11 protein-coding genes and 2 pseudogenes are annotated in these 12767 nt (G+C 64.1%); 4 read left to right on the forward strand and 9 right to left on the reverse strand.

Going from position 1 to position 12767, the window contains the following annotated elements:
- Positions 1-339 (forward strand): annotated as a pseudogene (locus A3E1_RS40330) (ATP-dependent Clp protease ATP-binding subunit ClpC); the annotation flags it as partial.
- Here the strand turns inward: A3E1_RS40330 and A3E1_RS0114805 are convergent.
- The 7 genes and pseudogenes from A3E1_RS0114805 to A3E1_RS0114835 form a co-directional block, all read right to left on the reverse strand.
- Positions 304-1125, reverse strand: a complete 822-nt coding sequence (locus tag A3E1_RS0114805) for a hypothetical protein (protein WP_157631527.1) — start codon at positions 1123-1125, stop codon at positions 304-306. The pseudogene A3E1_RS40330 and the gene A3E1_RS0114805 overlap by 36 nt on opposite strands.
- Positions 1126-1318: 193 nt before the next feature.
- Positions 1319-2506, reverse strand: a complete 1188-nt coding sequence (locus tag A3E1_RS0114810; protein WP_211215935.1) for an MFS transporter — start codon at positions 2504-2506, stop codon at positions 1319-1321.
- A gap of 69 nt (positions 2507-2575) precedes the next feature.
- A complete protein-coding gene (locus A3E1_RS0114815) occupies positions 2576-3382 on the reverse strand; it encodes a GNAT family N-acetyltransferase (protein WP_020521565.1) in 807 nt (268 codons plus the stop codon).
- Positions 3383-3472: 90 nt separating this feature from the next.
- A complete protein-coding gene (locus tag A3E1_RS0114820; RefSeq protein WP_020521566.1) occupies positions 3473-3850 on the reverse strand; it encodes a hypothetical protein in 378 nt (125 codons plus the stop codon).
- Between the two features lie 32 nt (positions 3851-3882).
- Positions 3883-4179, reverse strand: a complete 297-nt coding sequence (locus A3E1_RS46085; RefSeq protein ID WP_020521567.1) for a fascin domain-containing protein — start codon at positions 4177-4179, stop codon at positions 3883-3885.
- Positions 4180-4270: 91 nt separating this feature from the next.
- A pseudogene (locus A3E1_RS44695) lies at positions 4271-5035 on the reverse strand (ThuA domain-containing protein); the annotation flags it as partial.
- Between the two features lie 139 nt (positions 5036-5174).
- Positions 5175-8003 carry a PQQ-dependent sugar dehydrogenase gene (locus tag A3E1_RS0114835; RefSeq protein WP_020521569.1) on the reverse strand — a complete coding sequence of 943 codons (2829 nt, stop codon included), beginning with the start codon at positions 8001-8003 and terminating at the stop codon, positions 5175-5177.
- Between the two features lie 218 nt (positions 8004-8221).
- Here A3E1_RS0114835 and A3E1_RS0114840 point away from each other — a divergent pair, with 218 nt between their 5' ends.
- Positions 8222-9592 (forward strand): condensation domain-containing protein, encoded by a 1371-nt coding sequence (locus tag A3E1_RS0114840; protein ID WP_051105032.1) that lies wholly within the window; start codon positions 8222-8224, stop codon positions 9590-9592.
- Positions 9589-9927, forward strand: a complete 339-nt coding sequence (locus A3E1_RS0114845; RefSeq protein ID WP_020521571.1) for an Imm51 family immunity protein — start codon at positions 9589-9591, stop codon at positions 9925-9927. The genes A3E1_RS0114840 and A3E1_RS0114845 overlap by 4 nt, the downstream gene beginning before the upstream one ends.
- 3 nt (positions 9928-9930) lie before the next feature.
- On the opposite strand, the gene A3E1_RS0114850 is transcribed toward A3E1_RS0114845, so the two are convergent.
- The gene (locus A3E1_RS0114850) at positions 9931-10947 is read right to left on the reverse strand and encodes a serine hydrolase domain-containing protein (protein WP_020521572.1); all 1017 of its coding nucleotides are present in this window, start codon (positions 10945-10947) and stop codon (positions 9931-9933) included.
- 130 nt (positions 10948-11077) lie between these two features.
- Here A3E1_RS0114850 and A3E1_RS40335 point away from each other — a divergent pair, with 130 nt between their 5' ends.
- The gene (locus A3E1_RS40335; protein ID WP_083929505.1) at positions 11078-11596 is read left to right on the forward strand and encodes an RICIN domain-containing protein; all 519 of its coding nucleotides are present in this window, start codon (positions 11078-11080) and stop codon (positions 11594-11596) included.
- Between the two features lie 72 nt (positions 11597-11668).
- Here the strand turns inward: A3E1_RS40335 and A3E1_RS40340 are convergent, their stop codons facing one another.
- The gene (locus tag A3E1_RS40340; protein WP_051105033.1) at positions 11669-12718 is read right to left on the reverse strand and encodes an IS701 family transposase; all 1050 of its coding nucleotides are present in this window, start codon (positions 12716-12718) and stop codon (positions 11669-11671) included.
- Positions 12719-12767: the final 49 nt, after the last annotated feature.

The following is a 12767-nucleotide window of genomic DNA, read 5'->3' on the forward strand; positions in this document are numbered from 1 at the left end:
ATCGATGACACCATCGTGTTCCACCAGCTGCAGGAATCCGAGATCCTCTCGATCGTCGACATCATGATCAAGCGGATCGTGGAGCAGTTGCGCAACAAGGACATGGGCCTGGAGCTGACCCAAAACTCCAAGCGTTACCTGGCGAAGAAGGGTTACGACCCGGTCCTTGGTGCCCGTCCGCTGCGCCGCACGATTCAGCGCGAGCTGGAAGACACGCTCAGCGAGAAGATCCTGTTCCAGGAACTCAAGCCAGGACAGAACGTGCTCGTGGACAGCGACGGCGAATCGCTGACGTTCTCGATTTCAGTTCCCGGGGAAAGCGTCTTGACCGGACAGTGACGACAGCGAACCCGGCTCGGCGATGATCTGTCCCAAAAGGACATTGTCGAGCCGGACGTCATAGGCCGATGGCGGTCCCGACGCCTCCCAGTGCACACCGACCACCGTTCCAGGCTCGTCACCCATCTGCACTCTGGCTCCGGGGGCGAACCCGTCGTTGACCGCGACCAGCACCGCGTCAAGCGTTTGCCGGGCGCCCGTCACCGGGAGGCCGCCAGCATCGGGCTGGCGCATCGCGGTCAGCACCTCGCCGAGGTAGATCGCTGGCTGACGCAGATCAGGCTTCGTGCCGGCGGCCGCCTGGATCAAAACCCCCGCCAGGATGCGGGTCACGCCGGCCAGCGAGCCACCGAGGATGCGGCGGGCCGCGCGATCCACTCCCGTGCAGGCGAGATCGACCGCGGCTGACTCACCCAAGCCGGCTATCCAGGCCAGATCAGCTTTATCTGGTACCAGATAAGGGTGTTTCCAGCACACCGCGAGGTAGGTCATGGCTAGAGTCGCTTCGCGGCCCTGGCCGTAGTAAAAGGGCCCGGCGCCGTGCTGGCCTCGCGCCGGCGTGAATCGCTGCCCCAGGTGAGCGGCCCGTCCGCACGGAAGCACGACCGCCTGCTCAGTGTCCACACTGGACTGACCGCAGCCGGTGACCTGAGTCGTGCGGGGATGCAGTCCAAGCTGGCGTGCCGCAACGGAATAGGACACGCCCCACGCGGCGGCGTGCGCCCTGATCGCGCGCTTACGGGCTCTGTCCTTTGCCGGTTCACGTCGTTTCTGGCGGTCAGTCATGGTCGTTCCTCCCGGTTCAAGCCACGCCCTTGCAGAGAAACTGGCCGCTTGCACGATGAAACCGGCGCTGAGTCCGGGACTCTTGGCGGCGCCTTGGTCAGGCGTGGTGACCGGGCTCAGCTCGGGCGGGCGCACCGCCTACGGGCCAATATACCGGCCAGCCGGCATGCTCTAGAACCCTGGAAGATTCGCTCTAAGCGGACGTGCTTTGTGCCGCGGCGGTTGTCGCGGCCCGTTCCGCAGCAGCCGGTATCAGGATCGCTGCGACCAGGGGAAACACGGCAACCGTGGCGAAACTCAGCCCGAAGCCCGCGACTCCGATTACCAGTGCCAGCACCGGCGACGTAGCAGCCGCGACCGTGTTCTGGCCGGTGGTCTGGATGCCGAGGGCGCGACCGGCCCAGGCAGGCCCGGCGTATTCGGCGACCGCGGTGAACGACAGGCCATTGGTGCTCACGGCTACGACGCCTAGGACGAGCAGGAAGGGCACAGCTAGTCCCGAGCCGACGGTGGCCGCCAGCGCCGCCATTCCGACGCCGGTCGACACCGCGAGTATCCGCATCGGACGCATCCTGCTGCCGGCGCGGTCCGACCAGTAACCCGCGCCGAGGCGAGCGAGCCCGCCGAAGATATGCGCACCGGCCAGGAGACGGCCGGCGTCAACGGGCGACCAGCCATGAGCGTCGGTCAGGAAGACGAGGGCGAACGTGCCGACGGTGACTTGCGAAACGACGAGAAGCGCGCTGGCGGCGTGAATGCGCCACAGCACGGGAGTGCGGTAAGGCGAGGCCGATGTCACCTTCAGGTCCGGTGCCGTCTGCGGCCAAACCGGATCACGCACGAACACCACCACTATGGTCGCCGTAGCCAGGAAGAGCAGGCCCAGGAACAAAAGCGGCACACCTATGCCATCGGTGCCGAGCGTGGGCAGAAGGGCACCGGCCAGCGCGAGTCCAAACGGTTGCGACATCTGCCTTATGCCCATCGCGAGGCCGCGCTCACGCCGCGCGAACCAGCCGAGGATGAGCCGCCCACTTGCCAGCACCGACCCGCCCGCGGCACCGGCGAGGATGAGGCAGACCGCCAGGCCCGGCGTGCCTTCCACCCACTGGGCACCGACTAGCAGGGCTCCCTCCAGCCCAAGACCCGTCGCCAGGACTACCCGCTCGCCCCAGCGGTCGGCCGCGGCACCCCACGCGATCAGGGTGAGCATCACCCCAGCGGTGGGGCAGGCGATCAGGACTCCGGCCTGTTCGAGCGAAAAGCCTTCGTGCCGTAGTGCCGGGATGAGATAGGCGAGCCCGTACTGGAACGTGCTGCCTACGGTCATCGCCAGCAGACCGACGGTGAGCACCACCCAGCGCCTGCGATCGTTACCCACGGACCGACCCTAAAGGATCAGTACGGGGCCGTGGGGTGCGGTAACCGTCCACAAAGGACGGCTGCCGGCCTAGAGCGCTGGGCGACCTGGGCGAACCCAATCGCGATTCTCGCGCAGGACAGTGAATCCGGCCGATCGGTAGAGCGCCACGGCCGCCTCGTTCTTCGCCGGCGTCAAGACAGCGACGGCGCTCGCACCCAGGTCGGCTAGAGCGGCGCAGGCGCCCAGCACGGCATCACGCCCATAGCCGTGCCCGCGGTGATCCGGATGCGTGCCGACCGGTTCGAGCAGGCCGCACCTTCCCACGCCCGCGAACCATCCGGTCGCCGCGGCTGCGGGCTCCCCCGACGGCGTACGCACGATTGTCTCCACCGCGAGCCCACCCGCCGGCGACTGCTTCATCATGTGCCAGCGCTCGATGGTGAACGTGGATCTCGCGAACGCGGACCGCTGCACCAGCACGCGGTCGGCCACATCCGCCGCACCGACCGGGGTCGCGCGACTCGACACCGCCCTGGGGGTCCATGACAGGACAACCCACGAGTCGTCGTCGCGATCCCAGCCGGGCATAGGCAAGCCGTCGGACCAATCGTCGCCCGGCTCAAGCAGTTCCAGGGCATCGGCCGCGAGCGCGGCGAGATCGGCCCCCGGTGCTGTGGTCACACGCAGGACGTGACTGTCGAGGAAGCCGGCTGCCACGGGCACCGTGTCGTGCGTCCACAAGAAAATGGCCGCTCCTTCCGACCGCAGATGCCACCCCACGTCTCCCGGGTGAAGGCCGCCGCTGGGGGCGTCGGCGGGCATCCATTCGGCAAGCGCGCGCAGCGCTGGGCCGGTTTCAGCAGCGATCAGGCGGTGCCGCGCGAGCGAGATCATGGACAGCACCTTAGCCAGCGCGCCCCCGGCGCCGCGATGAATTTATGTGATCGCGCACGCGGACCGTCCTTTCCGGGCGGTCCGCGTGCGTCAGGTTATGAAGTGATCAGATCGAATTTCTCCCAGGCACCGATGGCGGTGCGGTTGGGTCGTGGCAAAGGTCGCGTTGCCCGCGGCGAACGCGGACTGCTGGGACAGATCAACGCCGGAGACCTGCATCATCAGGCCGTTTTGCTGCCAGACCATGGCTCCAGTCTTCCCGTTGCCGACCGTCAAGCCGTGTAAAGCCTTGGTATTCGGGCGGTTGTAGACGATGTCGTGCTTGGACAGATAACCGGCGTAGTCAACGTTGAGGATGCCGGTCGATGAGTTGAAGGCCGCGTCGGTCGTTGACGCGGCGGCTGGGTGGACAACCGCTAACAGACCGCCGGTGAGCACTGCCGTGGCAGCAAGGCTTCTCAGGCGCATGGGGACGGACCTCCCGCTGAGGATAGACGTCGCTACTGCGCGATCATGTCGAACTGTTCCCACAGTCCGATCGCTGTGCGGTTGGCGATAAGCGGTGCCGCACCACCGTTTTCCGCGACGACATAGCGGCCATTGGCCTGGGCGCGGAAGCTGACCGTTCCGTTCGAGTTGCGGATCAGGGCGAAGGTTTCCCATCCACCGATGGCGGCCCGGTTGGCCACGAGCGCTGCCGCGCCAGCGTTTTCGGCACAGACATACATGCTGTTGGAACGCGACCGCAGGGCGATGTTGCCGCTGCCCCGATCGATCACCTCGAACTGCTCAGTCACGCTCCGTCTTGTTCGCGATCAGTGGCGTCGTACCAACCGCGGAGACATAACGGCTGTTGGCCCGGGCGCGGAAGCTGTAGAAGACCGTTGGCGTAGCGGGAGCGCAGTTCGCGGTCACCGCGCCAGCGGCGATCTGGATGCCTCCGAGGAGCATGCGGGTGAAGTTGGATTCCGTGTAGCTGGCTTCGGTGTGGCCGAGACCGGTGTAGAACGCCCGCCCACCACCGTAATTCTGGCACCACGTAATCGGATGGTCGCCCATGGAGCCGCCGCTGTAGGTGGCCTCGTTGAGGTTGAGCAGCACGCGGACATTCGACCGTGGGTTGGTGCGGTAGTTGTACCACTCGTCCGTGCGCACCCAGTTGGCCGGAAGGTGTGCCGTGGCCGCGTTAGTCGGTGCCTCCACCCTGACGGTCGCCTGCTGGATCGCCGGGTGCGACAGGAAGTAGGCGCCAACCAGCCCGCCATACCAGGGCCAGTCGTATTCGGTGTCGGCCGCGGCGTGAACGCCAACGTAACCGCCACCCGACGCGATGTAGGACTGGAAAGCCGTTTGCTGGGTGGCGTTCAGAACATCACCCGTCGTGGATAGCCAGATCACCGCCTGATACTGCGCGAGATTGGCCGTCGTGAACTGATTCGCGTCTTCGGTCGCGGTGACGGTGAATCCGTTCGCTGAACCGAGCGTCTGAATGGCGGCGATGCCATTGGGGATCGAGGAGTGCCGGAACCCCGCTGTCTTGGAGAAGACCAGCACTTTTGTGAGCGGGGCCGCTGAAACGGGCGCAGCTGGCACGACGATCGCCCCGACTAAGGTGACAATGGCGGCGGCCAGCGATATAACGCGTTTTCGCATGCGCTGTAGCTCCTTGGAGAATGTTGCCTGGCCGCCGATACCAGACTCCAAAGTGGATATTTAATTTTGGGAATATCCTATAGGAGTTTCCCTCCACCGGGAAGGCTGGAGCCGCTTGAGCAGCCCCAGCCATAGGTGCCTACTGTGGTACTAGATCGAACTTCTCCCAAGCGCCAATCGCATCACGGTTGGCGATGAGGTTGCCCGCACCGGCGTTCTCCGCCACCACATACTTTCCGTTGGCTTGTGCCCGCAGACTGACACTTCCGTCAGCGTTGCTGACGAGCGCGAACGTCTCCCAAGGGCCAACGGCGGCTCGGTTGGCGATCAGTGCGGCCGCGCCACCGTTTTCGGCGCAGACATACATGTTGTTGGCCCGTGCGCGCAGCGCGATATTGCCTGAGCCAAGGTCGATGCGGTCAAACAGCTGTGCCGTGCCAACGGTCGTCGCGTTGGCGATCAGTGGCGCGGTGCCCGCGGTGACGTACCTGCTGTTGACCCGCGCCCGCAACGCCACTCCCCCGGTGCCGGAAGTGGTGAACGTGAACGCGTCCACATCGAACAGATATCCGCTGCCGCCCTTGAACACGAGGTAAAGCACCCCAGTGCTGCCAGGTGAGATCGCGGTGGAAACGTTGGCGAAGGTCTCCCATCCGCCGGTGTTGGTGACCGCGACGCTGCCAAGCAAGGTGCCCGTTGGCGATCCAGCCCGAACCTCAATGGTGCCACCGGATCCCGCCGATGACACGCGTGCGGTGAAGCCAGTCGCGTTTGACAGGTTGTAGGGCGTGAACGAAATCCAGTCGCCATTCTCGATGAAGCCGGCGGTGGCCCCACCCTCGGCTGGCGCGTGCATCGCAAGCTGAACGCCTGACGTCGCACCGAAGTGCTCGGCCTGACGGTGCTTTGGCTGCAGGGTGCGGACACTGCGTGAAGTCAGGCCACCATTGTCGGTGTAGGCCGCGTCGAAGACACCGAAGATGTTGGCTGCCGTGTCATGCTCACCGTCCACCGGCACCGTGATCGTCCCCGAACAGCCCGTCTTAGACGTGATCTGGTGCGCGTGACTGTCGTGGCCAAGCGAATACGTGACGGTCACTCGCGAACAGTTGATGGTGCCGTCTTCCGGGTCGGTCACGTTCACGGTGAACGGCACGGTGTCGCCGAAACTGAACAGCTGACCGTCGGACGGCACGCTCAGCGTCACCGTTGGCGCGGTGTTGCCGACCGTGACGATGAGACTCGCTGTACCGCTAAGCCCTTGCGGGTCAGTCACTTTGAGCGTTGGCGTATAGGTTCCGTTGGTGTTGTAGGTCTTCGTGGGGTTGGCCGCGGTGGACGTCGTGCCGTCTCCGAACGTCCACAGGTAGCTGAGCGCGCCGCCTTCTGGGTCATTGCTGCCCGCTGAGGAGAAGTTGACTGTCAGCGGGGCTGGGCCGGAGGTCTTGTTCGCTGAGGCGACCGCCACCGGGCTACGGTTGCCACCGCCGATGTACTCGACGCGGTAAAGACCGGCGTTGTTGGCACCCGTGCCGTAGTCCAGAACGTAAAGTGCGCCGTCAGGGCCGAAGGCCATGTCCATGACCTGAGTGCCCGTCCACGGGAACGCGGAGATCTCGCCATAGGTGCCGTTACTGTTCACCACGATGGCTTTGATCCAGCGACGGCCGTATTCGCCGGCGAAGTAGCGTCCGTCAAGCGACTGAGGGAACTTGATGGGCGAGTTGAGCGCGGGATCGTAGCGGTAGACCGGGCCGCCCATGGGCGACTCGGATCCGGTACCAAATTCTGGTGGTGTTCCTGCGTCGCCGCCGTAGCGAATCCAGCTTGCCTTCGCGGCGGGGAGCGTGGCCTGACCCGTGTTGCGGAACGAGTTGTTCGCAGGACCGCCCGTGCAGTTGTATTTCGGCCCGGTCGCGTTGGTAGCGAAGTTCCACTCGTTGTAGGTTTCGCTGGATGTGTTGGTGCCGGTGCAGTAGGGCCAGCCGTAGAACCCGGCCCCGGTGACGCGGTCGAATTCGACTTGCCCGTTGGGCCCGCGATTGGCGTTCGTTGAGCCAGCGTCCGGCCCGTAGTCGCCGAGGTACACGACGCCCGTTGGCTTGTCGACACTCATCCGGAACGGGTTGCGAAAGCCCATGGCGTAGATCTCGGGCCGCGTGTTAGGTGTCCCGGAGGCGAACATGTTGCCAGCCGGGATGGTGTACGTGCCGTCGGCCTGCGGCTTGATGCGCAACAGTTTGCCGCGCAAGTCATTGGTGTTGGCCGACGTTCGCTGGGCGTCGTATTGCGGATTGCGGTTGGTGCGCTCGTCGATTGGGCTGTATCCACTGGACTCGAACGGATTCGTGTCATCACCTGTTGTCAGGTAAAGGTTTCCGGCCGCGTCGAAGTCGATATCGCCGCCGACGTGGCAGCACATGCCGCGGTCGTTGGCGACGGTCAGGACGATACGTTCGCTTGACATGTTGATCGTGTCGTCGATGTTGAGGGTGAACCGCGACAGCCGCAGGTGTCCTTTCCAGACGTTGAAGTCGGCTGCCGTGCCGGTCGCGGGTGCGTCACCTCCCGGTGTCGTCAGGGGCGGAGAGTAGTACAGCCAAATATGGCGATTCGTGGCGAAGCCCGGATCAATGGCCACGCCTTGCATGCCTTCTTCATCGTGGGTGTAAACCGGGATGTTGCCGATGACCCTGGTGCTGCCGTTGACATCAGTCAGGCGGACAGTCCCGTTGCGGGCGGTGTGAATCACGGACCGGTTGGGCAACACGGCCAGCGACATCGGCTCGCCCATTTCAGCGGTGCCAATGGCGAGCTGGACTTGCTGGTAGTCAGCGGCGGGAATGGGTGCGGCGATTGCCGGGGCGGTCGGTGCCAGGATCGCGAAAGCCGCTGCGGCGAAGGCAGTCGCTGCGGCGCTCAGCGCGGAGGCAACCCGGCGCACAGGGCGCGCTGGGGCGGTGGACATGGAGATCCTTTCCGGACGGTGGGGGTGGCACCCGGCGCGCGCCGCCGCGCCGGGGCACGAGTGGGGTCAGCATTCCATAGACACCGGTGGCTGCGAAACACCCACTTCACGGACCTGTCAAATGAGACTAAGAGAGCATTGACCTAATCATTTGTCCCGCTGATGATGAGGCTCGCGGGGTCTTCGGCTTGTTTCCTCAATGTGGCGGTGACGTGTTTATGCAGCAACGACTCCTGGTGCCTTTCGCTGGCGACGGCTCGGGTTTGGAGGAGTTGACCTGGGGTCAGTGGTACGTATGGGGCCTCATGGCTGACTTCGGGTCGATGCCGATGGTCGGCGGGGCGATGCGCCTGGAGAAAGGCACCACTGTCGATCACATCGTGCATTTGCTCTCGTTCATCGTCAGCCGCCATCAATCGCTGCGCACGCGCATCCGGGTGCAGCCCGATGGGACGCCGATGCAACTGGTCGCCGACGCCGGCGAGGTCGAGCTGGAAATCATCGACACGCCCTTGGATGAGGATCCCGCCGAGGTCGCTGAGGCCGTGCGGCTGCGTTACAAGGAGACGCCCTTCGACATCGCCGAAGACTGGCCCGTGCGGATGGCCGTGATTCGCAAGGACGGCGTGCCCGATCACTTCGTAGCTATTTACTCCCATATGGCGATTGATGGATATGGTTTCGAAGCGTTGATCCGTGATCTGGCCAATTTGGACCGTTCTACCGGCGAGCACCTCGCTCCCGTTTCCGGGACGCAGCCGATGGAGCTCGCGCGCCAGCAACGCACGCCGGCCTCTCGGCGGCTAAACGACAACTCCATTCAGTACTGGGAGCGCGTGCTGCGAGGCAGTCCGGTGAACCCGTTCAACGGCCCGTATCCGGGGCAAGAGCCACGATGGTGGGAGTGCACGTATGTCACGCACGCCGCCTATATCGCGACCAACGCCATCTCGGCGCGTACCAGGCTGCACACCGGCCCGGTTCTGCTGGCAGCCTACGCGGTGGCCGTCGCCCGGGTGACCGGAATCAATCCCGTTCTGGTGCGCATCGTGGTGAGTAACAGATTTCGCCCGGGATTCGCCGATTCGGTCAGTGGCCTGGGCGAGCCGAGCCTCTGCCTGATCGATGTCAGGGACTGCACGTTCGACGAGGCCGTCACCCGCGCCTGGCATAGCCAGCTCAACGCCGCGAAGAACGGGTATTACGATCCGCGCGACATGTGGGCGCTACGGGACCGCATCGAAAAGGAACGCGGCTCCGAAATCGACTTCGGCTGGTATTTCAACGACGGAAGACGGGGAACGGCGCAGCCCATGGCCGAGACCACGCCGACCGAGGAACAGATGTGGGACGCACTCGCGCTGTCTCGCCTGTCGTGGGCGGTCAAGTCGAACTCGCCAGACTTCAAGGCCTACCTTGACATCAACCGCGAGCCAGACGCGATTAGCTACAACTTTCTGGCCGACACGCGGATCGTTTCGCTCCACGAGCAGATCGCCATCGTACGCGCCGTGGAAGAGATCCTGATGGCGGCGGCATTCGATCCCGGTTACATCGGGCTTCCTGGCCATGCGAAGCTGCACCGATGAATCCGCTTAAGGTAGTAGAGACTTCGCCTGGGAAGTATTCGCTTCTGCTTAACGCTGGCACCACACAGGTCGAACGCCTCATAGAGGACCTGGGACACGAACCCCACGGCTACTTCTGGGAAGGCGTCGCCCAGCTTCTCATCAGCACGGAAGCGCCGGGCCTCGAAGGACGTCTCAAGTTCGATCCAGAAAGCAGCATGTTCTGCGCCTACGGCGAAGACCTGCCAGCCCTTGAGGAACTTGGCACGCGAATGGCCGCGGTCGCGTCAAGCCCAGAGCGCATGCGGCAAATCGTCGCGCACGCGGAGGCGACCGGTTTCGTCTTCGACGACTAACGGTCAGGCCGGGAACCGCTCGCGCAGAAGCCTTTGCACCGGCCACGCGCCGTCGGCGGTGTTCGAGATGACGGTGTAGGTGAAGCCAGGCGCTGGGTCATGCACGCTCATGAACGACACCCCGGCGTCCTGGCCCATCAGCATCACCCGGTCCCGCGACTCGTGCAGGAAAAACCCGAGCCCGCAACGCATTGCCTCCCCCGGCACGTCGTTGTGCGGCCGCACCATCTCGGCGACCCATTTCGCTGGAAGCACCTTGCCAGCGAACAGAGCCCGCCAGAAGCCGCTCATGTCGGCCACGGTGGTGTATGCCCCGCCGTCGCCCACACCGCGCACTGGCAAATGGAAAACGTTGCTGCGCCAGCCGCCGTCCTTTGCCGGCACATAGCCGGTCGCGGTCCGGTCCGGCAGCTCGTCGGAGCGCAGGAACGCGGTGTCGCGCATCCCGGCCGGCTCGCAAACCCGCGCCCGCACCAGGTCGTGATAGGACACTCCGCTGGCGCGCTCGGCGATTAACGCCAGCACCACATAGGCACTGTTGCAGTAGGAGAATCGTTCCCCTGGCGCGAACTTGGCCGGGAAACCTTCCAGGACTTTGAGATATTGCTCGGGTTCAGCGAGCTCCTGCATCGGCACCGAAAGCAGATAGTCGTTGACGTCCAGCTCTTCTTCACTGTCCTCGTCGAGGTAATCCCCGATCCCGGACCGGTGCGCCAGCAGCTGCTCGACCGTCACCCGGTCATCGATCAGCGGCAGATCCTCCCGCAGCACCGACCGTGCCGTGGTCGACAACTCCAGCACGCCTTGCTCGATCAGGCTCACCACCACGAGGGCCGTCAGCCCTTTCGCCCCGCTCGCGATCCCGAACCGGGTATCGACCGTGTTCGGGATCTGATGTGCGCGATGAGCCAGGCCATAGGCCTTGGCGAACTCAACCTCACCGCCCCGGTCCACTGACACCACACCGGAGAAACCGTGCTCAGCCGCTATCGCGTCGACAGCCTCAGACAGGGAGCTCATCGGCGCAGTCTACGGCCACCCGCGCCCCGCCCTCGACCGTATTTACCCTGACCGCTCCCGCCACTATCCGGACGAGTCCGAACAGCCAGAAGGCTTGTTGGCCGTATTTTCGCGGTGTTCCACTGCCAGCATGCGAAGAATCTTTAGCCTCGGAATGATTGTCGCCACGCTGCTTTCCGGTGTTGTTGTTGGAGCACCGGCAGCGCACGCGGCGGACACCTACCGGTTGCAGTTCGCTCACTCCAGCAAGTGCCTGGACGTGCCCGGGAAGTCGAAAGACAACGGGGTGCAGCTCATCCAGTACACCTGTAACGGCGGGACCAACCAGAACTGGTACCTCGACTACGCGACGACCCGCGACGGCATCAGCTACTACCGCATTCGCAATCAGAACAGTGGCAAATGTGTCAATGTCGCAGGCAACAGCAGCGCCGACGGCGCCCACATCATCCAATGGACTTGCGGCGCCTACAACAACGAATACTTCGCGTTCGTCGCCAACGACGTCGTCGGCGATCCGTGGAGCTGGGTGATGGCATATCACAGCCGCAAGGTGCTAAACGTCCAGGGCGCGAGCACGGCCAACAGTGCGAAGGTCATCCAGTGGACTAAGTACTACCAGCACAACTCGTATCTTAAGTACTTCTAAGCTTTCCATGACGGCTGGAGCCGGTGCTGCTTTGCCCGGCGGCACCGGCCCTGCTAGCCCGGGGCAGCGTGGCTACCGCCTGCTAGTGATGACCAGAAATGCCGCCGCGACCATGGCCAGCGTGATGTGGCGATACCACGCCTCGTAGCCACGGACCTGGTATTGGTCCAGTCCGGCCTGGCGCCTGGCAGCCAGCAGACATTGCTCGATCGCCTCGCGACTGCCGGCGACCCTAGCCAGTTCGGCGACCTTGGTCTGCACCGGTGCGAAGCAAACGTAGCCTGCTAGCTCGCGCGGCTCGCTGATGCTGCGCCTGGCCAGCAACCAGTGGGCCCAGCCCGGCCGCCGAAGTTTGCGAATTTCAATTATTTTCCAGTCATGCCGATGTGTCCGGTGCGGCCGGCCTCTACCGCCGGCCCACGCGGACACGGTCATCTCGCGCGGCGGCATGGCCAGTACATGCGCGATTTCCTTGGTCTCCAACCACATCCGCAAACCCGAGTCGTGACCACACGACTCGTCATCGGTTACCCAACCGAACGGCACCCGGGTCTTGATCGCGCGATCGATCATCTTCTGGGCGAGCGCCGGTTTGGTGGCGAACGCCGTCTCGTCGGCGATCCCAGCGATGCGGCGGCGGTGACGATCGGTCGCCCATTCCTTGGGCAGGAACAATTCTCGGTCCACTAGGGAAGGCTTATGACTTGTCTCATAGGCAAGAAACACTCCGGTTTGGACATTCTCCATCCGGTTGGTGGTACGCGAGTACTGCCTGGAGACACCCGCGGATTTGTTGCCTTTCTTTAGAAACTGGGCTTCGCCAACAATCAGCACGGCATCACGGGTGCCGGCGAGTGCCTCCACGAGGACCGCACGCAGATCGTCACGCACACCGTCACAATCCCAGGCGTAGAAGTTTAGTAACCGCTGCATACGCTCAGGCCCCGCATCGCCGGCGGCCTCCGCAAGCGTCCAGCTGTTCTTGCGACGCGCCTCGCCCAGCAGGCCGAACACGTAAGCACGCATCTGGCGCCGCGACTCCACTCTGGGAAACCTTGCCGCAAAACGGCTCACGTATGCGGCGAACGCCGCGGATGGCTTAGAAGTCTTATCTACCAACATACCTATCCAGGTAGCACGCAGAAAACCGAATGTTACGACCTGTCGTTGC

The sequence above is a fragment of the Catelliglobosispora koreensis DSM 44566 genome, from assembly GCF_000379685.1.
GTDB lineage: Bacteria > Actinomycetota > Actinomycetes > Mycobacteriales > Micromonosporaceae > Catelliglobosispora > Catelliglobosispora koreensis.